Raw genomic sequence first — 24,586 nt, 5'->3', positions numbered from 1 at the left:
GACGCCTGCATAGCATTTTGATAGCCTCAAAATCATTTCCTAAGTGGTGGTTAAGCGGTTCAAGCCAGTATCAGTTTCCGCCTAACCACACGTCTCCTTTGCCCAATTCACAGTTTCTGGATATGGATGCGGTCACCAGAATGAGCTTCGGCCTGCCGTGAGCCGCAGCAATGAAACATGGAGTTCCCAATTGCGCGCCGACACTCAAGTGCAAGAAATTTTGTCTAAATGTGACATCCTCAAGCGAGCAGGCTTGTGGCCGCCTGAACCCAAGCTACGCCCTCGGGCTTGGCTCAGGAATTTCGACGACTCAGACGCCCACATCGCAGCCTTTCTGTTGGATAAGTTCACTTTCTATAATAAATCGCTCACTGACGCCCTGCTGGTGGCCTCCTATAATTCAATTGGTGACGGGATGGCTAAAGGTCCGTCTGCTCCCCAATGGGCGGAGCTTGTGGCAAGTATCAGTTCAGCGGTCTTGACGCCAGTAAGGGGGGAGAACCCCAACCCTACTGATTCCGGCTACTTTCTATGCCGCAGCGCCCGGCAGCTGTTACACCTGAACGACAGTTTTGTACTGGACTCGGACGCGGCACTTGACCACGCGTACCAGGGCGGCACGGTGATCTTTATTGATGACTTCGTGGGTTCCGGTGATCAATTTGTCTCAACATGGAATATGCTTGATAAGCAGAGCAGATCATTTGCAGACGCCCACTCGAAGACCCATTTCACTGCAATATACGTGACGTTAGTTACAACTGATTTTGGCCTCATTAAAATCAATAATTGCGCTCCTTCTGTTGCGGTATGCGCCACACACATACTGGAAAGAAAATCCACTATAGAAGGCGTGATGGATTCAAACCCCAGCTGGAAATCACCCATTCTGCAATTTTTGGCTAAATACACGCCTCGTCTGACACCGACAGAGCCGTACATCGCTAATAATCAAAACTACCTGATGTTTGGATATAAAACACGAGGCCTGATGTTCGGCTTTGAACATTCAATACCTGACGCCACCCTGCCGATTTTTTGGTCACCGGGGCGAGACAACTGGGAGCCACTAATTGAGCGAACATAATTCCGCAGGTGTCTTGAGACAGCTTTTTGGCGATAACCGGGCAGAATGGCCATCTGCTAATTTCAAAGAATTATTTGTCAAACCAGCTTACCTAGGAAAACTTGAAGTAATGCGTCCATGCTTCCTTGTTGGGGGGCGCGGAACGGGTAAGACAACGGCACTGCAGTCGTTACGCTACGATTCGATGCTAGAGCGCCTGGAAGGTAGCGGTCAATCCTTCGCAGACCAAGAGTATTTGGGTGTGCTTGTTCGAATGAACAAGAATCGGGTTCGTGCTTTTGCAGGCAGCGGCCTTGGGGAGGAAAGGTGGTCAAAGTTATTTGCCCATTACTTCAACCTGTCAGTCTGCAGCGAAATGGTAAATCTGACACTCTGGCTGGAAACTAAGCAGGGTTTAAGGTTACAGCCGGAGCACCTGGAAACAATTGCGCTAGAGCTAGGGCTGGAATGCTGTGAAACGCTTGATCAACTGAAAATTTTGATAAAGAAGGCAATTTCATCCCTACAGCTCCAAGTTAACAATCCTATGAAGGATCTTGGGATAACGCTATCAATGGCGGAGTCTCCTCTCCGAACATTTGCTGAAGCTATTCAATCTCAAAACCTACTCGGTGACAGAGTCATATTTTGCTGCATTGATGAATACGAAAATCTGTTAGATTATCAACAAGCTATACTTAACACGTACATAAAGCATGCTGAACCACCGCTGTCTTACAAGGTAGGCGTCAGAAAAAACGGACTCCGCAATAGGCAGACATTGGATGGACAGGACTTGCTGCGAGTGCCAGACGATTGTCTGGAAATTGAGATCGCTGACGAGGGCTTTGAATTCTTTGCGAAGGCTGTTGCGGAGTTAAGACTTAAATACGCCCAAGGCGTTGGGGCGCAGATTTCCGACAATCTTCGCGACTTCTTGCAAGAGCTGTCGCTTGCTGAGGAGGCTGTCGTTTTAGGAGCAGATCGAGTTGCTGCTGCTGTGCTCGATGAACTTAAAGCTGACAAGCACTACAGCTATTTCAGTCAAAAGTCTCATGCTGAGCTTTCCTTTCTTAAGTACTGGCAACAAAGTGAAGGTGGTTCATTACAAGAACTGGCAAATGACTGGTTTAACAAAGAGGCTGAATGGAAAACCAGACTAGGCAATCACGGCTACGCCAGCCTTTTTTGGCTTTCAAAAGGCCGAAAAGGCGCGAGGATTAGAAAGTACTATTGCGGTGAGCGGACGCTGCTCTCACTCGCCGCTGGAAACATACGATACTTCTTGGAACTAATCGATACTGCGATCGGTTTCCAGCTCGATGAGGAGGGAGCCAACCAGCGACCTCTAATTATTTCCGCAAAATCTCAAACTCTCGCGGCTAGAGAAGTTGGGAAACGGCGTCTCAATCAGCTAGAGGGACTTGCAGACCATGGCGTGCAGCTTAAGCGACTGGTTCTTGCTATAGGCAAGGTGTTCTTTGAGCTCGCAAGAGAACCAAGCGGTAAAACTCCAGAAGTTACATCTTTTGTCTTATCAGGCAACCAAACGGAAACTGCTAGGATTCATCGCTTGCTGCAGGAAGGCGTTGGTCACCTCGCATTCGAATCAGACCCCAGAACAAAATCCACCAGCAGCGTCGAGCTCAGAGATGATGAATACCGCTTGCACAGAATCTTCAGCGCCTTTTTTGAGATCTCACATCGTAAAAAAAGACGTATGTCTATCGAGGCCTCGACCCTTATAAGGGTGCTAGAGGATCGCCCTGCGCGGGCAATTTCTGCGCTTCTTGATGAGAGGCCTCAAACAACTGAGGACGATCTGCCAGAACAATTGGCACTTTTTTCTGCATTTTATGATGACGGGCAAGCAAAATGATCAGATTGCCTTTGCCGTCGCTCCATACCAAGCGTTTCAAAAACTTTACGATTAGCGATTTAAAGCCGGAAGAGACAATAATCCTTGCCGATGATTTAGCGGAGAATAGGGACAGGCTCTACGCATGGGAGGAAATCCAGCGCACCGCTCCTGAGCGAATCGTATCGATTAAGAGCTTAGACAAAGATACGATAGTAGTACGTCATAAAGCCCAAGAGTTGCGCATCTCTCTTAGAGACGAAGACTCTATAAACTCCATCTTTCATTCTCGAGATTTCTTAATTGACGTCACGGGACTTTCCCATGATGTATGGGCGCCACTCTTTAAAAGTGCCTACACGCAAAAAATCAACACGCGCTTGATGTACGTTGAGCCAGAGTCTTATACCCCTCATCCCAGCCCTGCGTCCTCTGCCATTTTCGACCTAAGTGTCACATTTGGTGGGTTAGCCCCATTGCCAGGCTTCGCCCAACTGGCAGGGCCAGATGATGAAGACCGGTGTCTGTTTATAGCAATGTTGGGGTTTGAAGGTAATCGTCCTGAACACCTTGCTGCCCAGCTTGACCCAGTTCCGAAAGTCATCCCTGTGGTGGGAGCTCCGGGATTTCAACTCGAATACCCAGCGTTCACGGTCGGGTGCAACCGAATGTTTCTGGATGAGTACAAAGCCCATTCGGAGGTAAGATATGCCCGTGCAAGCTGTCCATTCGAGGCATTCGAAGCTCTGACCAAGATTCGTAGAGATTACCCAGAGCACTATATATACTTGGCGCTTGTCGGCACCAAGCCGCACGCTATTGGCTCTGTTCTATTCGCTATGAAGCATGCCGAAACGACCGAAATATTATTTGACCATCCTGTGAAGAAAAGTGGACGAACGTCAGGTGTGGGGATAGTCCACGTCTACGATTTTGAGGACTTCCATGCCTATTGATTTGGATAGGTACTATACGCCGGAAGACGTCGCGGTTAGCGCCCTAGAGCGCGGCGTGTTTCCTTATGTGCCTAAGGTGTGCGCCGACTCCACGTGTGGATCTGGCCGGCTTTTAGATGCCGCAAACGCGGTGTTTGGCTCAGTAGAATCTATTGGAATTGACCGTGATGTGGAAGCGATCAGTCAGCTACGGCTGAGAAGGCCTGACTGGCATTTGTCCATAGGTGACTTGCTCCATCCAAGTACCTGCGAGACCTTGCATAGGCGGCAGCCTGTCGATTTGCTGGTGCTTAATCCGCCATTCAGCCACGGACATAAGAAATTCGTAGAGATCCAGTTTGCCGGAAAAGAAATGAGGGGAAGCATCGCAATGGCCCACCTGCTGCGAAGCTTCGACTTGTTCCAGCCCCGTTTGGGCGCCATCGTGATAGCGCCAGAATCTCTTCTCTACTCTGAAACTGATCAGGACGCCCGAAAAGCTCTTGCGGAAGACTATCAACTTACAAAATTGGCAGACTTGCAACGATGCACATTCCGCGGTGCCAAAGTTCAGGCCTCCGTCGTCCAGATCCTGCCTGGAGGTCATCAGCAGTATCATCAAGAATTCAGGCATTACAATGGCGTCATCCATGCCAGGCTCTTGCGAGGCAGCCTTCCAGTCCATCTGAATGTCTCTAATTCGTCTGGAGTACCGTTTGTACACTCTACAGATCTTAAGTACATTGCGGCTGCAGGCAAAATTGAAGGTCTATCCAAAACCGGCAATGTGGCTAAGGGAAGGACAAAAGGATGGGTCATTTTAGTCCCTAGAGTCGGCCTCCCGGACTTTCAGGCCGTGAAAGCAGTTAAGCTAGAGCAAACCGTGCAGCTTTCTGACTGCGTCATCGCGTTGGAGTTCTCTACAAAAGCGGGGGCAACTAAAGCGGAGAAACGGATTCACTCTCGCTGGGCGGAATTCAAGGGCCTTTACCGAGGTACAGGTGCTCGTTACATCACCATGGCAAGATTGAGCCTTTGGCTTCCTGTTATAGCGGTGTCCCCTAATCCGATATTGAATTCTTGAGATCGCGTCAATCCTTAGCGATCATGATCCGGCAGTCATGCTGCTCGAAAATGCCCTACCCAACGTCAGCTTGAGACAAGGCATGAAAAAGCTGCCAGAGCGGCGGCTTCGACGATCACAAACGTCTCTTTAACTTTCACGCGCTGATGTGTTTGCTTCGCTATGCGCAAATCGGTGTAGCGAAACGGAAGCCGATCAGGCTTCCGCCTCTTAATCACCCGCTCTTTCTTTTGAGCTGGAGGTCAATGAAATCCAGCTCTGCCTTGATTGCATCAATCGTGAGCGTCTCAACCTTGGTGATTTTGTTTGCTCTTGCGTTGAGCTTTTTCATGCCAGCGATGCCGACGATTATCCCGTTTAAATGCAGCTTTCGGGCCTTTAGGTCATCAGGTATCTGAGCGCTGTTCTGTGGTGCGTGGTTCATGGTTAGACCGATGGTAGGCCCGAAGCAACCGGCGCTCGCCGGTTGTTTCGGGGAGGGTTTAGGTTAGGCCGCCAACAGGTCAAGCAGGCTGTGTTGGTGTGAGCGTTCTGCAAGTTCTCGGAAGGTCCAGCTTCCGAAGTTTTCACCTTGCTCAGGGATGTCCAGATTCAGCAGCGCAACCGGATCACGATTAATCAGTCTGCGCGCAGCCCACAACTTGCCACCGGTCTCCAGCAATGCTTTCGCCGCCTCATTCCATTGTTCTTCCAGCACAGTGTTCGCCAGGTGAGCCGCGTTGTTCTCGATCTTGGCGCATTCTTTTTGTGCCTCAGTGATGTGCAGATCAATCGTCACCAACTCTTGCTCCAGCGCGTTGATGATCAGTTGTTGGCGACGGTGATGCTCAGCCGCAGCCGTGAGATTTTTTGCTGCCTTTTGAGCTTCCGCGTTAGCGGTTTTCTCGCCCTCCACGTCGCCCCAGGCGACAGCCTGTGCGTAAGCAGTGGCTGCGTCCGTTTCAGCTTGTCGAGCCTTTGCCATGTCTTCCTGATCGCTCTGGCGGACTTGCTGCAACCTGGTCTCGATACTGGTGCGCTTTGCGTTAAGCTCCATCTCGTCGGCTTTCCAGTTCGCCATGCCGCTGAGGTAACCCGCAGCCAAGCTCTCACAGTTCGCCAAAGTCTCGAGGCGATCGATTTTTTGATTCAGACGATGGATCTCAAAGTCTCGCGAGTCGATGCGTCTTTTGTGATCGTTGATTTCATCCTGGACGGCCCTTTGACGGCCCTCCTGGATAACCTCGGGACTTTCCAGCGCTTCTTCGAAGGGCGCCAGGTCGCGCTGAATGCTCTCCATTTCGAGGGTCAGTGTGTCGCGGCGGTCTTTCAGTTCTTGGATAGTGTTCATCTGTATTGTCTCTGGGTACTGCGGTTGATAGGGATGGTTGTCGAACGGCTGGCGAGGCCGGTAATGAGCCGGCGCTACCTCTATCAGTAGGCATGCCGTCAAGCGGCCTTGGCCTCGCCTTCATCCGTCCCCGGAGCCGTCTTCACCACATAGCAGCGCTGGGGGCCTAGCCCGGGCAGACGGATCAAGCTGTAAGCCTTGCCGTCACTTCCCGGCTCAAGCACGCCCCGTTGCAGCAGCTCCTTGTTCACTGCGCTGATATTCATGCCCTTGAAAATTTCGGCCCTCCAGGCTTCCGGCAGCACGTAGTAGGTGTTGATGGTGTGCAGGGTGTCGCCCATGCCGTGTTCCATGGTCTTGCGAAAGCCCAGCCGATCAATCGTGCGTGGGCCGTGTTCATCGATCTTGGCGGCGGCGGACTCCCAGCGGGTAAAGCGGCTTTCTCCAAACCGCTCGATGACCTGGCGCAGCCGCGCCAAAATCGCATCACCCTCGAAGTTACCGGCGCCGCCCCGCTCTGCCAGCCATGCATGCAGGCACACCCTTGCGGCGGTCGTGGCCGTGCCGTCGGGCCAACCGGTGACTCCGAAGGCAGTCGCCAACTCTCCCGCCGCTGCCGCGAGGCCGAAGCGAAGGGCGGCGCGCTGGGCTTGTCCACTGGCTGAAGCGGGCAGGTTTTGGGTGATGAACTGTTCTACCGTGCGGCGAACTATCACCGACCACCTGAGCATTTCTCCAGGCGCACACAGTGCGTGCAGGAAGGCGGTGAGGGGTGTGCCGTAGTATTTAGCGACACGGGCCTTGAGCGCATCGGAGAGGGCTGCAGCGTCCTCAAAACCATTCAGCACATCGAACATGCCGAGGCCTTTGCTGGCATCCGCTGGCACGGCAAGCATGCGCACCTCCATACCGGCTTTCAGTTCCTTGTTGGCATCCGCCATGTGCTGCGCCAATGTCTTCTCGCCGGTCGAGAGAAACAGTAAGCGCCACTCTTGCACCTGTCGGCCCGCTTGTCCCCGATCATTCGCCCGGGCCTTACCGGTGCCATTGCCGAGCATGTACACCGTCTCGCCAATAATGCGTGGGTCACACATGCCGATTTCATCCAGCACCAGGAGGCCGTCTGAGTGTGCAGCGGCGATGGACTCCAAGGCGTTATCTGTCGAGCGCCACGAACGCACCAGACGCGGCCCGCCATAAACCGAGGCGGCGACTTGTAGGTGAGTGGTCTTGCCCCCGGAGCTGTCGCCATACAGGTGGAAGCCGCCTGACTCATGCCCCAGCAGGTTTAGCAGAGGCCCTGCAAAGGCCACAGAGACGACAAACGCTAAGCGATGGTTACCAACGCACAGCGCACCGATTTGCTTTTGCCATTGCTCAAGAGATCCCGCCTCGCTGATCGGCGGCAGCTGCGCACCGGCCTCATAAAAATGCAGGTGCTCGGCGTGCGAGCCGATCTGTTGTTCGGGCAAAAGGAAGGCGTTGTCGTGCCAGCCCAAACGCGTCACCAAGCGGGCGCGCTGGGCACTGTCGAAGCCGCCGAGATAACTCTGCAGGTCATTGCGTGCGTTGCGCCCTGATCGGCTTCCGGCAAGGCGCAGACCCATGTCTACCAGCGGGCCGAGTACATCTTTGCCGAAGTCGCCGGTCATGGTTCGGGCCGGAATGTTCCAGCGCTTTTTGGCGCCGTCCGGGTCGTCGAACTCGACAAGCAAGCCCCAGTTGTGGCCCTTGTCGTCGCGAGTGCGAGCGATGATTTCCAAAGACGAACACACGGGGCGCGCCTCGCCATCATCGCCGGAATAAAACACCCCTTCAGGCGTCAGGCGAAAGCCGCCCGGCAATAAGTCATTTTTCGATTTCGCAGGGCGTTTGGCGGGCGCCTTGGCCTTCTGTTCTTGAGGTTCAGTTGGCTCAGCGGCACCGCCGAAAAACTCACCGCTGCGCACCAGCTCGGCGACGTGGGCAGCGGTCCAGCCTTTGGCTAACGCATCCGCTGCATCGTCGCCGTCTGCCCATTTTCCACCCTTGATGAGCGTGGGCTTGCCGCCTTTGCTGCTGGGCTTGAGCTTGAACACGTCGAGCGAGATTCGTTGTACCGAAGCGACGCCCAGTTCAATCAACTTTAGCTCGATAGCGCCCATGCAGGTCTTCCCGCTGGCATCGTTATCCGGCCATAGCACCACCGTGCGCCCTTTGAGTGGCGTCAGGTCGGCCTTGTGCCAAGAGTTGGAGCCGTTCGGCCAGCACGTGGCTACATGGTCGGGCATCAGTTCAGCGGCGGCATCAGCAGCCTTTTCGCCTTCACACAGCACCACAGGCGCATCGGCGCGCTGTGCCAGCTCATCCAGGCGCAGCAGTGGCCGAGGCTCCAGCAATCCTTGCCAGCGCCATTGCGTGGTTTGCCCATCGGAGCGCTTGCACCAGGTCAACGGTGCGAAAACCTTTCGCGGCTTGCCGTCTTCATCGGGACCCAGGTCGAAGCGATACAGCGCCATGACCGGCTGGCCCTGAGCATCGCGATAGATCCACACTTTGGACGGAACACCGTGTTGCCGGTGTTTGGTTGGACACTTGTTCATGGCCTCGGCCGGGATCGGTTCAATCGCAATCCACTCCGGCGTTGCGCTTTTGGCCGGTGCGCTTTTGGCAGTCGCAGAGCCAGCGGAAACACTGAGCAGATCCGCCAGCTTTTTGCAGGCCTCAACGTCGGTGCCGCCGTCGATGTAGCGCACCAGGTCAATCAGGTCGCCGCCCTTATCGCCGGTGGCAAAATCCGCCCAGGTGCCTTTGCTCAAATTGATCTTGAGTGAGCCTGCGCGTTTGTCTGTACGCGTGGGATTAGGTGCGGTGTATTCCTTGCCGCCGTCGACGCGTTTGCCGTTTGGCAGCCAGTGGGCAAGCACGCGGTCGATGTTCTTCAGGGCAGCGCTTTTCACATCGGCAAAGCTGGGACGTTTTGAGTTGTTGCCGGTGCGCTGAGTCATGGGGCTGTCCTCGTTGCATACAGCGCATCGTTGACGTCATCGATCAGTGCTTTTGCCATCTCGCCCAGGTAGAACGCCGGCCAACTGAAACGCTCGCCCTCGTTACTCATGGCAGCATCGAGGGTCAGTTGATTGGCGTAGTGCTGAAACAGTGAAATTGCTTCAAGCGCATCCTCAAGAGGCACGCCTGCATTCACCCGGAATAGCTTCTGGTGGGTGTCGTTAGCACATGAGAATTCGGCACGCCCGAGAGTAGTGGCTGCCTTCACAAGGCACCGCCTTTCTGGCCCATTGGCACAGAGGAGGCATCACCGTACAAGGCGAGTGTTTTGATCAAGCCCAAGGTGCCGCGAACGTCCCAAATGACGGATGACAGCACGCGGTTGGAGAGCACGGGTTTATCGCCGTCTAAATGATCTTCCAGGAGCATCAGAACTGAGTCGGCACGGTCGAGGGCGCAGGTGATGGCATCAATGGGAATACCGGCTTCAGCATCCTGGCTGACGCAGAGCAGATCCTCGGGAAGTGAGAAGCCTGGGAGTATGCTCATTGGGCACCCCCTGCGGCTTCCAGGGCGCGAGCCTTGGACATATGGGCGTTGTAACGGGAAAGGCGTGTAGCGAGGCTGGAGTTGGCGTGTAAAGCGGCGAGAGCCATTGCTCGATGAGCGGCGGCGCGAATTTTGGACGGATTGAGGGCGGGCATAGGTGACACTCCAAGTTTGAAGATGGAGCTGCCACTGATCGTCGCCAAACGATTTAGGGTGGCAGCTGTGCGCAGGTTGGCGAACCGGGAACTTGGAACCCGGCAGACCCGAAGGTCTCCCACGCACAGCTGCCATAACACGAAACGGCGGGCACAAAAAAAGCGCCTGCTGTCGGATGGGGCGCCTGTGCGCCAAGTATCTCGGGTCGCCAAACCCGGTCGCTGAATTTGCAGCGACCGTCAGAGAGTAACGCCCGTTTTTTGAAAGTGCAACTGTGTGGATCGCTTGCGGATTTTTTCGATGCGGCATAAATTGATCAGGCATGTAGATTTACCTCAACGCCTCCGGTTGCCTCCGGGGGCGTTTTCGTTTCAGGCATGGGCGTCCCAGCGCAGGGAGACAAAGGGCAATAGGTCGCCTTCGAGGCAGGCGCGTGCATCCTCGTAGGCGTCGATTTGTTGGCCTTCGTCGACGATGATTGCTTGCGGGGCTTGGCAGGGAACTGACAATGCGCACCAGATGCCATCTCTCCATCGCATCACCATCACGTCCCGGTTCAGGCGTTTTTGCTCTGTGCGGTAACGTTCAAAACGCTGCATACCGCGTGATGAGAATCCGACTGTTCTGAGTACAGAAAAGGGCTGCAAAATGGCCTTGTTGGCGACACGATTTTTCATGCTGCCACCTGATCACGGGCAGCGATGCGTGCGCGTGTCCATGCCTGAACTTCCCCCAATACCCACGCAACCGGAGCGCTTCGGGCATTGCTGTTACTCAGCTTTACCGGCAACGGGAATCCGCTTTCAGGTTGACGCATCAGCTTGTAGATAGTCGGGCGTGCGAGCCCTACGATTGAAATGACCTCTGGCATGCGGATGAGGGTCATTGAGGGATCATGCGAGGGAATTGCTTTTAATACGGTAGTCATAGCGAGCTAACCCTTTGTTAATTGAGACAACGGGTCATACGCTACGCAGGGGGACGGGAGTGGACTGTGTCCGCTCCCTTTTTTATTTCAGAGGTCGAAGCTTCAAAGCTTCCAAATGGCGTCGGATGGTCTTTTCCGTACCGTGAACCTTTTGGTTGAAAAGAATATTGGTGAGTTCAGAGTCGGACAGACTTCGCATTTCAATTTTTCGGCCGTTAATGATTTGCTCGGCAGCAACCTTGATTTTTGCTCGTCTATCCATTGTGTCGGTCTGTATTTTTGAGTTGGGATCTCGGTTCCCCTTGCCGGCTTCCTGACCCCTTCTCGTCGCCTTTGTAGACAAGGCGTCGTCGAGAATTCGATGCATCAAGCTTGATGTGTTGAAGCCTTTTTTAAACACATCCATTTGCTCCACCTGGCGATAAAGACTCGCCATCAGCAGCGCCTGATTCGCCTCGCCTAGCAACGTCGCGAATTCTTCTCGTGCCCTGATCTCGTTTCCACTGCTGCGGTCCCGCTCTTTTTCGATCAGGGCAAGGTACTGGCGGGGAGAGTCGTGTTTCAGCTGCTCTATCAGGTCTGCATCAATGTCGTAAGTGGTGAGCTCAAGGTCGAACAGCCAATTTGCAAGCGTCTCCACAGCCTGCGTTCCCATGACCAGGGCAAAGGTAGCCGTAAGCTGTGAATCTGCTGCGGAATGACTCACCCCAAGAAACCGTCGAATGACACTGGGCAATGAGCCTGCCTCTGCATAACTGGCATGCTCGCTAATGGGATCGCGAAGTCGATAAAGGGTTTTTGTTACCGACTCTGCACACGGAGCGTATGAGCCCTCCTCAAGCCAGAACGAGGTGGCCGTGTTGATCAGATCGAAGGCGTCTTTGAAGTGTTCGTTGAACTGCGGAAACAGCACAAGACTGCGAACGGCTGCCTCGACGTCGTCCTGATCCCACATCAGGCACGTTACATCGAAGCCTGCGATTTCGAGTTCAAGCTCTTCTGCATTGATGCCCCGTTCAAAGTCCATTTAGATCTCCCCGCTGCCCCGAAGCCGATAGGCTGTTACAGCGATTTTCAGCTGGAAGCGTCAATCCCAGCTGGGTTGAGGGTGTGACCTTTCTGTAACACGACTGCTCGATGTAACACGTGGTGCTCAGAAGCTTTGCAACGCGTGTAACGCTCAATATATCCAATAAAAACAATGGCTTGAAGATAGGCGTAACACGCGTAACACCCGTAACACTATTTTTTAAAGGGAAGGGGGTTAACGACTTCACACAGCCTTCCCAAATTGACCTTGCACTACATTTCCGGCCTCTAGGGAATCAAGGTGATCGGCGTACCATTGCATCATTTTTACGCGTTGCTCAAAGTATTGGGCCTTGTTGTATACCCCCGAGATGCCTTCCTCTTTGTGAGCCAGCTGTGCTTCAACATGTTCCTTCGGCCAGCCATGCTCTCGAAGTAACGTGCTCGCGGTGTGTCGAGTACCGTGCCCTACGAGACGACCTTTGTAGCCGATGGTGGCGAAGACTTTGTTGATTGTGTTTTCGCTGATGGTTGGGTTCTTCGCTCCTACGCCAGGGAAAAGCCAACGACTCCGTCCCGTTAAGCAGTGCAGCTCCCTCAAAGCTGTAACTGCTTGGTGGGGAAGGGGGCATACAAAATCCCGACGCATCTTCATCTTGGCAGCAGGCGTCGTCCAAACGGCCTTCTCAAGGTCAAACTCTTTCCATTCAGCCAAGCGGACCATGCCTGGGCGGGATGCCGTCCAGATACAAAGCCAAGCGGCGGTGCGTGCCGTCAGTCTGCTCGGAGTGTTTTTAAGTGCTTGGAGAAACTCAGCCAGTTCAGGCTCCAGTAAGTGTGGATGCTGCTGAGTCTTGGGTGCCTGGGCGGCAATGTCGCGAAGGCGGCTGCCCGGATCGTTTTCGGTGAGTCCTAAACCAATGGCTCGGCCGAAGATTTGGTTGATCCAGGTGCGGCACTTTTCCGCCACGTTGTGAGCGTCTCTAGCTTCGAGGGTTGCCTGGAGATCTGCACAGTCGGTGCGGGTGATTTCGTCGAGGGGCTTATCTCCCAGTGCTGGGAGTATGTCCTTGTCGAGGTAGGTGCGGATTTTGTGAAGGGTAGAGGGTGCAAGGCCCTTTTCTTCTTTGGCCTTAAGCCAAGCTTCAGCGGCAGCTCGAAACGTACGGGTCTTGGCCGCATCGATTGCAGCTTTAGCGGATCGTTTCTGCTCAAGGGGGTCGGCGCCGCTACTCACTACTTTGCGTAGATCGGCAGCTTTGTCTCTTGCCAGCGCACCACTGACTTCTGGGTAACCCCCGAGCCCCATCCAAGCCCAATTGCCCGCCGGACGTTTGTAGCGAAGCTGCCAAGATTTACCGCCATCAGGTTTGACCCTGAAGTAGAGGCCGTTTCCGTCTAGCTCCCGGTATTCCTTTGACTCCGGCTCCAGCCCTGCAAGCGTTGTGTCTGCGAGAGGGCGGCGCTTGATATCTGCGCGCTTCATCCTTGTATCCCAAAGTTCGGTGTTTTCCTCAGGATACAAGCAGGGATACAGGGATACAACGGATAAGGGGATACAGAGGTAGATAAGCGGACACAAAAAAACCGGCTTAGGTGGCCGGTTTCTCTGGTGCTGATAGTCTGGTAGAGACTTTCAGATACTGCTATATGGTGCCCCGAGGGAGACTCGAACTCCCACTCCTTTCGAAAACGGATTTTGAATCCGCCGCGTCTACCAATTCCGCCATCAGGGCTCAATGGCGGCGAAGTATAGAGAGGTGATTACCGTTGGTCAATCACGTTTCATGGTCAATTTTGACTATTTCCGCTAGACTTCCCGGCCCTGCTAGACGAACCCCATCATGCGCGTTGCTGACTTTACTTTTGAGCTCCCTGATTCGCTGATCGCTCGCCACCCGTTGGCCGAGCGTCGCGCCAGTCGACTGCTGACCCTGGACGGGCCGAGCGGTGCCCTCGCACACCGTCAATTCACTGATTTGCTTGAGCATTTACGCCCGGGCGATTTGATGGTGTTCAACAATACCCGGGTGATTCCGGCGCGGCTGTTCGGCCAGAAAGCCTCCGGCGGCAAGCTGGAAATTCTGGTGGAAAGGGTGCTGGACAGCCATCGCGTGCTGGCCCATGTGCGCTCCAGCAAGTCGCCGAAACCAGGGTCGAGCATCTTGATCGATGGTGGTGGCGAAGCCGAGATGGTGGCGCGCCATGATGCCTTGTTCGAGCTCAAGTTCGCCGAGGAGGTCTTGCCGTTGCTGGAGCGCGTCGGCCATATGCCGTTGCCTCCTTATATAGACCGCCCGGATGACGACGCCGACCGCGAGCGCTACCAGACCGTGTACTCCCAGCGCCTGGGTGCGGTGGCCGCGCCGACCGCCGGGCTGCATTTCGACCAGCCGCTGCTGGAGGCGATTGCCGCCAAGGGCGTCGAGACCGCCTATGTCACCCTGCACGTGGGGGCCGGCACGTTTCAGCCGGTGCGTGTGGAGAACATCGAAGACCATCACATGCATAGCGAGTGGCTGGAAGTCAGCCAGGACGTGGTGGACGCAGTCAATGCGTGCAAAGCGCGCGGCGGGCGGGTGGTCGCGGTCGGCACCACCAGCGTGCGCTCCCTGGAAAGCGCGGCGCGCGATGGCGTGCTCAAGCCGTTCAGCGGCGACACGGATATCTTCATTTACCCAGGCCGGCCGTTCCATGTGGTCGATTGCCTGGTCACCAACTTCCATTTGCCGGAATCCACGCTGTTGATGCTGGTGTCGGCATTTGCCGGTTACCCCGAGACCATGGCCGCCTACCAGGCCGCCATCGCCAATGAGTACCGTTTTTTCAGCTACGGTGATGCGATGTTCATCACCCGTAACCCGGCGCCGCGCGGCCCGGAGGAACAACTATGAGTCGTATGTCGTTTGAATTGCTGGCCACCGACGGCAAGGCCCGTCGCGGCCGCCTGACCTTCCCGCGCGGCACCGTGGAGACCCCGGCGTTCATGCCGGTCGGCACCTATGGCACCGTTAAGGGCATGCTGCCGCGCGACATCGTCGCCACCGGCGCCGAGATCATCCTCGGCAATACCTTCCACCTGTGGCTGCGCCCGGGCACGGAAGTGATCAAGAAGCATGGCGACCTGCATGATTTCATGAAGTGGCAAGGTCCGATCCTCACCGACTCCGGTGGCTTCCAGGTGTTCAGCCTGGGCGCCATGCGCAAGATCAAGGAGGAGGGCGTGACCTTCGCCTCTCCGGTCGACGGTTCCAAGGTGTTCATGGGCCCGGAAGAGTCGATGCAGGTGCAGCGTGACCTGGGCTCCGACATCGTGATGATTTTCGACGAATGCACTCCGTACCCGGCCGATGAAGATGTCGCGCGGGTGTCCATGGAGTTGTCGCTGCGTTGGGCCCAGCGCTCGAAGAACGCCCATGGCGACAATACTGCGGCGCTGTTCGGTATCGTCCAGGGTGGCATGCATGAAAGCCTGCGCAAGCGTTCGCTGGAAGGCCTCGACAAGATCGGCTTCGACGGCCTGGCCATTGGCGGTCTATCGGTGGGCGAGCCCAAGCACGAGATGATCAAGGTGCTGGATTACCTGCCGGGCCTGATGCCGGCTGACAAACCTCGTTACCTTATGGGCGTTGGCAAACCGGAGGATCTGGTAGAGGGTGTGCGCCGCGGTGTGGACATGTTCGATTGCGTGATGCCAACCCGTAATGCCCGCAATGGGCATCTGTTCATCGATACAGGCGTGCTGAAGATCCGTAACGCGTTCCATCGCCATGATGATTCGCCGCTGGATCCCACCTGTGACTGCTACACCTGCCAGAACTTCTCCCGTGCTTATCTGCACCATCTGGACAAGTGCGGGGAAATGCTGGGTAGCATGTTGAATACCATCCACAATTTGCGCCATTACCAAGTCCTGATGGCTGGTTTGCGCGAGGCTATTCAACAGGGTACATTGGCCGCCTTCGTCGATGCCTTCTATGCCAAGCGCGGGCTCCCTGTGCCGCCCTTGGACTGAGTTTCCCGACCCTAAGATTCACTATTTGCAACTGGAGTGCTAAATGAGCTTTTTTATCTCTAACGCCATGGCCGACGCCGCTGCGCCTGCCGCCGCGGGCCCTATGGGCGGTGGTTTCGAGTGGATTTTCCTGGTCGGCTTTCTGGTCATCTTCTACCTGATGATCTGGCGTCCACAGGCCAAGCGCGCCAAAGAGCAGAAGAACCTGCTGGGCAGCCTGCAGAAAGGCGACGAAGTCGTGACCACCGGCGGTATCGCCGGCAAGATCACCAAAGTGTCCGATGCTTTCGTGGTACTGGAAGTCTCCGATACCGTGGAAATGAAGTTCCAGAAGGGCGCCATCGCCGCCACGCTGCCTAAAGGCACGCTCAAAGCGATCTAAGTAACAACCTTTACCAATCGACGGGGCGCGCAAGGCGCCCCGCGTTATAAGCGGGCGGCGTGATGCTGAACAAATACCCTCTGTGGAAATACGTACTGATCCTGGCGGTGCTGGCGATCGGTTTTATTTATTCCGCTCCCAATCTCTACCCTGATGACCCGGCGATCCAGATCACTGGCGCCAGCACTTCGCTGCAGGTCAATCAGGCTGATCTGGACCGTGCGAGCAAGGCGCTCACCGACGCGGGTATCCAGGTCAAGGCGGCAACATTGGCGGCTGGTGCGAAGGGCGGCTTGCTGCGCCTGACCAAGCAGGAAGACCAATTGCCGGCCAAGGATGTCGTGCGCAAGGCCATGGGTGACGATTATGTAGTCGCGCTCAACCTGGCACAGACCACCCCGCAATGGTTGCGCAGCATTGGCGCGCACCCGATGAAGCTGGGCCTGGACTTGTCCGGTGGTGTGCACTTCCTGCTGGAAGTCGACATGGACAAAGCCCTCGACGCGCGCCTGAAGGTCTACGAAGGCGACGTGAAGAGCCTGCTGCGCAAAGAGAAGCTGCGTTATCGCAGCCTGCCGCAGCTCAACGGTGCCATCCAGCTGGGCTTCTCCGACGAAGCTTCCCGCGAACAGGCCCGTGCGCTGATCCGCAAGAACTTCAACGATTTCGACATCGTACCGGCTGACCTGAATGGCCAGGCTGTACTGCGTCTGGCGATGAGCCCGGCCAAGATCGCGGAAATCCGCGAATACTCCATCAAGCAGAACCTGACCACGGTGCGTAACCGCGTCAACGAGCTGGGTGTGGCCGAGCCGATCGTGCAGCGCCAGGGCGCCAACCGTATCGTGGTTGAGCTGCCGGGCGTGCAGGACACCGCTGAAGCCAAGCGTATCCTGGGCAAGACCGCCAACCTGGAATTCCGCCTGGCCGCCGAGCCGGGTGCTTCGCGCGCCACTTCCGAAGAGTTCGAGTTCCGCGAGGGCAACCGTCCTCCAGCGCTGATCGAGCGTGGCTTGATCATCACCGGTGACCAGGTGACCGATGCCAAGGCCGGTTTCGGCGAGCACGGTACTCCTGAAGTGAACATCCGCCTGGATGGCCACGGCGGCGAACTGATGAGCCGCGCCACGCGCAGCAACGTCGGCCGCAGCATGGCGGTGATCTTCATCGAGCAACGTCCGATCACCACCTACACCAAGCAAATGGTCAACGGCGTCGAGAAAGACGTGCCGGTGCAGTCGTTCAAAGAAGAGAAGAAGATCATCAGCCTGGCGACCATCCAGTCGCCGCTGGGTGCTCAGTTCCGCATCACTGGCCTGAACGGCCAGGGCGAATCGTCCGAGCTGGCGCTGCTGCTGCGCGCCGGTGGCCTGGCGGCGCCGATGTACTTCGCCGAAGAACGTACCATCGGCCCGAGCCTGGGTGCGGACAACATCACCAAGGGTATCGACGCGGCCTTGTGGGGCATGCTGTTCGTGTCGCTGTTCATCATCGCCATCTACCGCTTCTTCGGCATCATTGCCACCGTGGCCCTGGCGGGCAACATGGTGATGCTGCTGGCGCTGATGTCGCTGCTGGGGGCTACGCTGACCCTGCCAGGCATCGCCGGTATCGTACTCACCATGGGTATGGCGGTGGACGCCAACGTGCTGATCTTCTCGCGTATTCGCGAAGAGATCGCCGCCGGCATGACCGTGCAGCGCGCAATCAACGAAGGCTTCGGCCGGGCATTTACCGCGATTCTCGACTCCAACCTGACCACCTTGCTGGTCGGCGGGATTCTCTTTGCCATGGGCACCGGCCCGGTCAAAGGTTTTGCGGTGACCATGTCCCTGGGTATCTTTACCTCGATGTTCACGGCCATCATGGTGACCCGCGCAATGGTCAACCTGATCTTTGGCGGGCGTGACTTCAAGAAGTTGTGGATTTAAGGGGCTGCCATGTTACGTACAATCAACTTCATGGGCGTTCGCAACATTGCGTTCGGCGCCACAGTGCTCCTTACCGTTCTGGCATTGTTCAGCTGGTTCCATAAGGGGCTGAACTACGGGCTGGACTTCACCGGCGGTACGCTCATCGAGCTGACCTACGAGAAGCCGGCCGACGTTACCCTGGTGCGCAACGAGCTGGTCAAGGCCGGTTATCACGAAGCCATCGTGCAGAACTTCGGTGCCACCACCGACCTGCTGGTGCGCATGCCTGGCGAAGACCCGCAACTGGGTCATCAGGTCGCCGAGGCCTTGCAGAAGGTCGGTGGCGATAACCCGGCGTCGGTCAAGCGCGTCGAGTTCGTGGGGCCGCAGGTCGGTGAAGAGCTGCGCGACCAGGGCGGCCTCGGCATGCTGATGGCGCTGGTCGGCATCATGATCTACCTGGCGTTCCGCTTTCAGTGGAAGTTCGGTGTCGGCGCCATCGTGTCGCTGATCCACGACGTGATCGTGACCGTGGGTATCCTGGCCTATTTCCAGATTACCTTCGACCTGACCGTGCTGGCGGCGGTGCTGGCAATCATCGGTTACTCCCTTAACGACACCATCGTGGTATTCGACCGGGTTCGCGAGAACTTCCGCGTACTGCGCAAGGCGTCGTTGATCGAGAACATCAACATCTCCACCACCCAGACCCTGTTGCGGACCATGGCGACGTCGATCTCCACCTTGCTGGCGATCGCGGCGTTGATGATCTTCGGTGGCGACAACCTGTGGGGCTTTTCCCTGGCGCTGTTCATCGGCGTTCTGGCGGGCACCTACTCATCGATCTACATCGCCAACGTGGTGCTGATCTGGCTGAACCTCAACAGCGAAGACCTGATCCCTCCGACCACCACAGGCAAGGAGGTCGACGACCGTCCTTGATGGGCGCTTGTTGATCGCTGTTACAAAGAAGGCGCGAGTATTGAACTCGCGCCTTTTTTTTTGCTCCAAGGCTGGGTATAGCGCGGACCTTTCGGTCCGTTTGTGATGGTCAGGAGGTTCAACGTGAACAAGTCGTTACTGGTTGGTGCGGTATTGGGTGCTGTCGGTGTGACTGCCGGGGGTGCTGTCGCCACCTACAGCCTGGTAAAAAGCGGCCCTGAGTATGCGCAAGTACTGGCGGTGCAGCCGGTCAAGACCCAGATCAAAACCCCGCGTGAGGTCTGCAAGGACGTCACCGTGACCCGGCAGCGTCCGGTGCAGGATCAGCATCAAATTGCCGGTACCGTCGTAGGCGCCCTCGCAGGCGGCCTGTTGGGTAACCAGATCGGCGGCGGCAACGGTAAGAAACTGGCCACCGTGGCCGGCGCGGTCGGTGGCGGTTACGCCGGCAACAAGGTGCAGGAAGGTATGCAGAACCGCGATACCTACACCACCACGCAAACCCGCTGTAACACCGTCAACGACATCAGCGATAAGGTCGTAGGCTATGACGTGCGGTACACCTTGGATGGCAAGGAAGGTTCGGTGCGTATGGATCGTGATCCAGGCGGCCAGATTCCAGTCGACAAGGAAGGGCGTCTCGTCCTCGGTCAAAACCAGCAGTAATACTGGCCTGGGCGCAGATTCAAAAGGTCTGTGCGTTCAAAATGTGGGAGGGGCTTGCGCTCTCCCACATTTGATTTGTGGCGCTGCTGGTATTCCGGCTCGCACCAAATCCCAGGCATAAAAAAGCACCCCGAAGGGTGCTTTTTTTGTGCTCGTTCGCTTAGCGCTTCAGCGACGCCGGCAGATGCGGCTGGATCGCCGTCAGTACTGCCTTGAAGCATTTGGTGTTCCCGGCAACCACGTGGCCTTTTTCCAGGAAATCGTGACCGCCGGTGAAGTCGCTCACCAGGCCGCCGGCTTCCTGAATCAACAGGGCGCCTGCCGCCATGTCCCACTCGGACAGGCCCGACTCCCAGAACGCATCGAAACGACCGGCAGCCACGTAGGCCAGGTCCAGGCTTGCCGCGCCGGCGCGACGGATGCCGGCGGTCTGGCCAACCAGGGCGCGGAACATGCCCAGGTAGTTTTCCAGGTTATCCATCTGGTCGTCGCGGAATGGGAAGCCAGTGCCCAGAAGAGCGCCGTCCAGGCTGGTGCGACCGCTGACGCGCAGACGACGACCGTTCAGTTGAGCGCCACGGCCACGGCTGGCGGTGAATTCTTCCTGGCGAACCGGGTCGAGTACCACCGCGTGCTCAAGGCGACCACGGTATTTGCAGGCAATGCTCACGGCAAAGTGCGGGATGCCACGCAGGAAGTTGGTGGTGCCATCCAGTGGGTCGATGATCCACAGATAGTCTTCGCCTTCGCCGCTGCCTTTGTGCAAACCGGTTTCTTCACCGAGGATGCCGTGGGTAGGGTAGGCCTTGCGTAGTGCGTCGATGATTTTCTGTTCGGCGGCGCGATCCACCTCGGATACATAATCCTTGGCGTCTTTTTCGTCGACCTTGATGGTATCCAGGCGCTCGATGGAGCGGAAGATCAATTCACTGGCGCTGCGGGCGGCGCGCAGCGCGATATTCAGCATGGGCTGCATGGATGTGTCACCTAAGGTTGTTAAAGAAAGCCGGGCATTCTAGCAGAAACTTTGTTCAGGTGAAGGACGACGTTCGCTTTCATGGCATAACCTTAGGCTGTTCTGTAAGATTTGCTCCCCTTTCCTGTGTCCGAGAGCGCCTCCCTTGCTGCAAAACATTCGTGTCGTCTTGGTCAATACCAGTCATCCCGGCAACATCGGTGGGGTGGCGCGAGCCATGAAGAACATGGGGCTGACGCGCCTGGTGCTGGTCGAGCCGCGTGTGTTCCCGCACCACGAGGCCGATGCGCGCGCCTCCGGCGCCAATGACATCCTGGAAAAGGCCCAGGTGGTCGCCACCCTGGAAGACGCCTTGGTTGGCTGCAATCTGGTGCTCGGCACCAGTGCGCGCGACCGCCGCATCCCCTGGCCGCTGCTGGACCCGCGTGAGTGCGGTACCAAGGTGGTGGAAGAAGCGGCCGGTGGCGCCGAAATCGCTTTGGTGTTCGGCCGTGAAGACTCCGGCCTGACCAATGAGGAGCTGCAGCGATGTCACTTCCATGTGCACATTCCATCAGACCCTGAATTCAGTTCGCTGAACCTCGGGGCGGCGGTGCAGGTGTTGAGTTACGAAGTGCGCATGGCCTGGCTGGCCGCTGAGGGTCAGCCGAGCAAGGTCGAGAAGGATGAAGTGGCGTCCACCAAAAGTGGCGAGCTGGCCACCATGGATGAGCTGGAGCGGTTCTATGAGCACCTGGAGCACACCCTGGTCACCATCGAATTCCTCGATCCTGAAAAGCCGCGGCACTTGATGGCCCGCCTGCGTCGCCTGTACGGGCGCAGCTCGATCAGTCGAGCGGAAATGAATATATTGCGTGGCATCCTCACGGAAACCCAGAAAGCGGCCCGTGGCGAGCTCCTTAAGCGGAAGGATTAAAAATGTTCGAGCGTCTGCGAGAAGATATCCAGAGTGTTTTCCACCGTGATCCGGCGGCGCGCAACGCCTTTGAAGTGCTGACCTGCTACCCGGGCATGCACGCGATCTGGATCCATCGCCTGTCCGGTGCCTTGTGGAATATGGGCTGGAAATGGCTGGCGCGACTGGTATCGAATTTCGGTCGCTGGCTCACCGGGATCGAGATTCACCCTGGAGCCAAGGTGGGTCGCCGCTTTTTTATTGACCACGGCATGGGCATTGTCATCGGTGAAACCGCCGAGATCGGCGATGACGTGACGCTTTACCAGGGGGTCACTCTGGGGGGTACCAGCTGGAACAAGGGCAAGCGCCACCCCACGCTGGGCGATGGCGTGGTAGTTGGGGCGGGCGCCAAGGTGCTTGGCCCGTTTACCGTCGGCGCGGGGGCTAAAGTGGGTTCCAATGCGGTGGTGACTAAAGCGGTGCCGCCGGGTGCCACAGTGGTCGGTATCCCGGGGCGCATCATCGTCAAGCCGGAAGTCGGCGACGAGCAGGAGGCCAAGCGTAAGGCCATGGCCGAGAAAATCGGCTTCGACGCCTACGGTGTCAGCGAAGACATGCCCGACCCAGTGGCGCGCGCCATCGGCCAGTTGCTCGACCACCTGCAAGCGGTGGACGGCAAGCTGGACGGTATGTGCGGTGCGCTGAAGGAGCTGGGCAGCAGCTACTGTGCGAAAGAGCTGCCTGAACTGCGCGAAGAAGACTTCGCCGAGATCAAGAGTGAGCCTGCCACCAAGGCTGGCTGAGATCTTACATTCGCGGCAAGTTCAATGTGGGAGGGGGCATGCCCCTCCCACATTTGATCTCCATTGGTCTCGATATCGAGCCATCGCCCGGCTGCCGCTGTTCGTCCCCACCCCATCCTGCTATGATTCGCGCGCCCTTTTTACGGGTAATCCTGACTAAAGTACTAGGTCTTATAGTTGACTTAAATACTCGGGAATCGCATACTTGCTCCCATTCTGAAACACCTTGGTACTTGTCCATGAGACTGACTACAAAAGGCCGATACGCGGTAACCGCCATGCTTGATCTGGCTTTGCACGCGCAAACCGGGCCGGTGTCCCTGGCCGATATCTCCGAGCGCCAAGGCATTTCCCTGTCCTACCTTGAGCAGCTGTTCGCCAAATTGCGCCGCAGCAATCTGGTCTCAAGCGTACGTGGGCCAGGCGGTGGCTACCAGTTGTCCCGCGATATGCAGGGTATCCAGGTAGCCCAGGTGATCGACGCGGTCAACGAATCGGTCGATGCCACCAAATGCCAGGGGTTGGGTGACTGCCATGCCGGCGACACCTGCCTCACACACCACCTTTGGTGTGACTTGAGCCTGCAGATCCATGAGTTTTTGAGTGGTATCAGCTTGGCTGATCTTGTGACTCGCCGTGAGGTGCAAGAAGTAGCCCAGCGTCAGGACCAGCGCCGTTGCAACACCAAGGCGCCGCGTCTGGACAAGATTGAAGCGTCCGCCGTCGAGTGACAGCCGCAGAGCTAACGGCACGCCAGCCAGCCTGATTTAGGAGAAAGTCCATGAAATTGCCGATTTACCTTGATTACTCAGCGACCACCCCGGTTGACCCGCGTGTCGCGCAAAAGATGAGCGAATGCCTGCTGGTTGACGGAAACTTCGGCAACCCGGCCTCCCGTTCCCACGTATTCGGCTGGAAAGCCGAGGAAGCGGTCGAGAACGCTCGTCGCCAGGTTGCCGACCTGGTTGGCGCGGACCCGCGTGAAATCGTCTGGACCTCCGGTGCCACCGAGTCCGACAACCTGGCAATCAAGGGCGCGGCGCATTTCTACGCGAGCAAAGGCAAGCACCTGATCACTACCAAGATTGAGCACAAGGCTGTCCTGGACACCATGCGCCAACTGGAGCGTGAAGGTTTCGAGGTGACTTACCTTGAGCCAACCACCGACGGTATCGTCACCCCGGCCATGATCGAAGCCGCGCTGCGTGAAGACACCATCCTGGTTTCCGTGATTCACGTGAACAACGAAATCGGCACCATTAACGATATCGCAGCCATTGGCGAGCTGACGCGCTCCAAAGGCATTCTGCTGCACGTCGACGCTGCTCAGTCCACCGGCAAGGTCGACATCGACCTGTCGAAGCTGAAAGTCGATCTGATGTCGTTCTCCGCTCACAAGACCTACGGCCCCAAAGGTATCGGTGCGCTCTACGTAAGCCGCAAGCCGCGCGTACGTATCGAAGCCACCATGCACGGCGGCGGTCACGAGCGCGGCATGCGTTCGGGCACCCTGGCGACCCACCAGATCGTGGGCATGGGTGAAGCCTTCCGTGTGGCCAAGGAAGACATGGCTGCCGAAAACGTGCGCATCAAGGCCTTGAGCGACCGCTTCTACAAGCAAGTCGAAAACCTCGAGGAGTTGTATGTCAACGGCAGCATGACCGCCCGCGTCCCGCACAACCTGAATTTGAGCTTCAACTATGTCGAAGGCGAGTCGCTGATCATGGCGCTCAAGGACCTGGCGGTTTCTTCGGGTTCTGCCTGCACCTCGGCTTCGCTTGAGCCTTCGTACGTACTGCGCGCCCTGGGCCGCAACGACGAACTGGCGCACAGCTCGATCCGCTTTACGTTCGGCCGTTTCACCACCGAAGAGCAAGTCGACTACGCCGCGCAGAAAGTCTGCGAAGCCGTCAACAAACTGCGTACCTTGTCGCCGCTGTGGGACATGTACAAAGACGGTGTCGACATTTCCAAGATCGAGTGGGCGGCACACTAACTATAGAAGCCGCCACCCAGGCTCTGTAGGAACGTGGCGCATACCGCAGGCGTTTCTACAGAGTTCCAGAGC

24 protein-coding genes and 1 tRNA gene are annotated in these 24,586 nt (G+C 56.8%); 14 read left to right on the top strand and 11 right to left on the bottom strand.

All coding sequences use genetic code 11. The features are described from left to right. Positions 1–190: 190 nt before the first annotated feature. From PSH94_RS20950 to PSH94_RS20935, 4 genes are read left to right on the top strand one after another with little or no spacing between them, the layout of a single operon-like run. A complete protein-coding gene (locus PSH94_RS20950) occupies positions 191–1,087 on the top strand; it encodes a hypothetical protein (RefSeq protein WP_116628779.1) in 897 nt (298 codons plus the stop codon). Then, positions 1,074–2,945, top strand: coding sequence for a hypothetical protein (locus tag PSH94_RS20945; protein WP_305435670.1), 1,872 nt, complete (start codon positions 1,074–1,076; stop codon positions 2,943–2,945). Before PSH94_RS20950 ends, PSH94_RS20945 begins: the two co-directional genes overlap by 14 nt. Beyond that, positions 2,942–3,880: a hypothetical protein gene (locus tag PSH94_RS20940; RefSeq protein WP_305435668.1), complete on the top strand. Its 939-nt coding sequence runs from the start codon at positions 2,942–2,944 to the stop codon at positions 3,878–3,880. Before PSH94_RS20945 ends, PSH94_RS20940 begins: the two co-directional genes overlap by 4 nt. Then, entirely contained in the window at positions 3,870–4,943 is a 1,074-nt protein-coding gene (locus tag PSH94_RS20935; protein ID WP_305435667.1) for a hypothetical protein, read from the top strand. The genes PSH94_RS20940 and PSH94_RS20935 overlap by 11 nt, the downstream gene beginning before the upstream one ends. Positions 4,944–5,157: 214 nt before the next feature. Here the strand turns inward: PSH94_RS20935 and PSH94_RS20930 are convergent, their stop codons facing one another. The 10 genes from PSH94_RS20930 to PSH94_RS20885 all read right to left on the bottom strand — a co-directional run bounded on the left by PSH94_RS20930 (position 5,158) and on the right by PSH94_RS20885 (position 13,659). Continuing rightward, entirely contained in the window at positions 5,158–5,367 is a 210-nt protein-coding gene (locus PSH94_RS20930; RefSeq protein WP_305435665.1) for a hypothetical protein, read from the bottom strand. A 63-nt stretch (positions 5,368–5,430) separates the two neighbouring features. After that, on the bottom strand, positions 5,431–6,273 hold the full coding sequence (locus PSH94_RS20925) for a chromosome segregation protein SMC (RefSeq protein ID WP_305435664.1): 843 nt from the start codon (positions 6,271–6,273) through the stop codon (positions 5,431–5,433). Between the two features lie 98 nt (positions 6,274–6,371). Next, positions 6,372–9,260, bottom strand: coding sequence for a DUF927 domain-containing protein (locus tag PSH94_RS20920; RefSeq protein WP_305435663.1), 2,889 nt, complete (start codon positions 9,258–9,260; stop codon positions 6,372–6,374). Beyond that, positions 9,257–9,529: a DUF3077 domain-containing protein gene (locus PSH94_RS20915; RefSeq protein WP_305435662.1), complete on the bottom strand. Its 273-nt coding sequence runs from the start codon at positions 9,527–9,529 to the stop codon at positions 9,257–9,259. The genes PSH94_RS20920 and PSH94_RS20915 overlap by 4 nt, the downstream gene beginning before the upstream one ends. Further along, a complete protein-coding gene (locus PSH94_RS20910) occupies positions 9,526–9,810 on the bottom strand; it encodes a hypothetical protein (RefSeq protein WP_105162821.1) in 285 nt (94 codons plus the stop codon). The genes PSH94_RS20915 and PSH94_RS20910 overlap by 4 nt, the downstream gene beginning before the upstream one ends. A gap of 527 nt (positions 9,811–10,337) precedes the next feature. Next, complete coding sequence (locus PSH94_RS20905) at positions 10,338–10,643, bottom strand: hypothetical protein (RefSeq protein ID WP_305435660.1); 306 nt, start codon at positions 10,641–10,643, stop codon at positions 10,338–10,340. Next, positions 10,640–10,894, bottom strand: coding sequence for an AlpA family transcriptional regulator (locus PSH94_RS20900; protein ID WP_026078127.1), 255 nt, complete (start codon positions 10,892–10,894; stop codon positions 10,640–10,642). Before PSH94_RS20900 ends, PSH94_RS20905 begins: the two co-directional genes overlap by 4 nt. Before the next feature lie 82 nt (positions 10,895–10,976). Continuing rightward, complete coding sequence (locus PSH94_RS20895; RefSeq protein ID WP_305435658.1) at positions 10,977–11,921, bottom strand: hypothetical protein; 945 nt, start codon at positions 11,919–11,921, stop codon at positions 10,977–10,979. 246 nt (positions 11,922–12,167) lie between these two features. Next, positions 12,168–13,409: a tyrosine-type recombinase/integrase gene (locus PSH94_RS20890; protein ID WP_305435657.1), complete on the bottom strand. Its 1,242-nt coding sequence runs from the start codon at positions 13,407–13,409 to the stop codon at positions 12,168–12,170. Positions 13,410–13,574: 165 nt separating this feature from the next. After that, positions 13,575–13,659 (bottom strand) — tRNA-Leu (locus PSH94_RS20885). 108 nt (positions 13,660–13,767) lie between these two features. On the opposite strand from PSH94_RS20885, the gene queA reads away from it, so the two are divergent. The 6 genes from queA (at position 13,768) to PSH94_RS20855 (ending at position 19,841) form a co-directional block, all read left to right on the top strand. Then, entirely contained in the window at positions 13,768–14,817 is a 1,050-nt protein-coding gene (queA, locus tag PSH94_RS20880; protein WP_266246660.1) for a tRNA preQ1(34) S-adenosylmethionine ribosyltransferase-isomerase QueA, read from the top strand. 5 nt (positions 14,818–14,822) lie between these two features. Further along, positions 14,823–15,938 carry a tRNA guanosine(34) transglycosylase Tgt gene (gene tgt, locus PSH94_RS20875; protein WP_010565220.1) on the top strand — a complete coding sequence of 372 codons (1,116 nt, stop codon included), beginning with the start codon at positions 14,823–14,825 and terminating at the stop codon, positions 15,936–15,938. A gap of 43 nt (positions 15,939–15,981) precedes the next feature. After that, positions 15,982–16,320, top strand: coding sequence for a preprotein translocase subunit YajC (gene yajC / locus PSH94_RS20870; protein ID WP_003175975.1), 339 nt, complete (start codon positions 15,982–15,984; stop codon positions 16,318–16,320). Positions 16,321–16,382: 62 nt separating this feature from the next. Beyond that, positions 16,383–18,251 (top strand): protein translocase subunit SecD, encoded by a 1,869-nt coding sequence (gene secD, locus PSH94_RS20865; RefSeq protein WP_181078677.1) that lies wholly within the window; start codon positions 16,383–16,385, stop codon positions 18,249–18,251. A gap of 9 nt (positions 18,252–18,260) precedes the next feature. After that, on the top strand, positions 18,261–19,175 hold the full coding sequence (gene secF / locus PSH94_RS20860; RefSeq protein ID WP_181078675.1) for a protein translocase subunit SecF: 915 nt from the start codon (positions 18,261–18,263) through the stop codon (positions 19,173–19,175). Positions 19,176–19,298: 123 nt separating this feature from the next. Next, the gene (locus tag PSH94_RS20855; RefSeq protein WP_034100446.1) at positions 19,299–19,841 is read left to right on the top strand and encodes a glycine zipper 2TM domain-containing protein; all 543 of its coding nucleotides are present in this window, start codon (positions 19,299–19,301) and stop codon (positions 19,839–19,841) included. A 160-nt stretch (positions 19,842–20,001) separates the two neighbouring features. On the opposite strand, the gene suhB is transcribed toward PSH94_RS20855, so the two are convergent. Next, entirely contained in the window at positions 20,002–20,817 is an 816-nt protein-coding gene (gene suhB / locus PSH94_RS20850) for an inositol-phosphate phosphatase (protein ID WP_003175971.1), read from the bottom strand. Between the two features lie 145 nt (positions 20,818–20,962). On the opposite strand from suhB, the gene trmJ reads away from it, so the two are divergent. From trmJ to PSH94_RS20830, 4 genes are all read left to right on the top strand, one after another. After that, on the top strand, positions 20,963–21,733 hold the full coding sequence (gene trmJ, locus PSH94_RS20845; RefSeq protein WP_253509282.1) for a tRNA (cytosine(32)/uridine(32)-2'-O)-methyltransferase TrmJ: 771 nt from the start codon (positions 20,963–20,965) through the stop codon (positions 21,731–21,733). Positions 21,734–21,735: 2 nt separating this feature from the next. Continuing rightward, positions 21,736–22,518, top strand: coding sequence for a serine O-acetyltransferase (gene cysE / locus PSH94_RS20840; protein ID WP_181078672.1), 783 nt, complete (start codon positions 21,736–21,738; stop codon positions 22,516–22,518). Positions 22,519–22,757: 239 nt separating this feature from the next. Next, complete coding sequence (iscR, locus tag PSH94_RS20835) at positions 22,758–23,249, top strand: Fe-S cluster assembly transcriptional regulator IscR (protein ID WP_003194020.1); 492 nt, start codon at positions 22,758–22,760, stop codon at positions 23,247–23,249. 50 nt (positions 23,250–23,299) lie between these two features. Then, a complete protein-coding gene (locus tag PSH94_RS20830; RefSeq protein WP_181078668.1) occupies positions 23,300–24,514 on the top strand; it encodes an IscS subfamily cysteine desulfurase in 1,215 nt (404 codons plus the stop codon). The last annotated feature ends 72 nt before the right edge of the window (positions 24,515–24,586 follow it).

This window comes from Pseudomonas sp. FP2254 (assembly GCF_030687695.1).
Taxonomy (GTDB): Bacteria; Pseudomonadota; Gammaproteobacteria; order Pseudomonadales; family Pseudomonadaceae; genus Aquipseudomonas; species Aquipseudomonas quebecensis.
The sequence above is the reverse complement of the archived record's forward strand: the minus strand, read 5'-3'. Positions and strand labels throughout refer to the sequence as shown.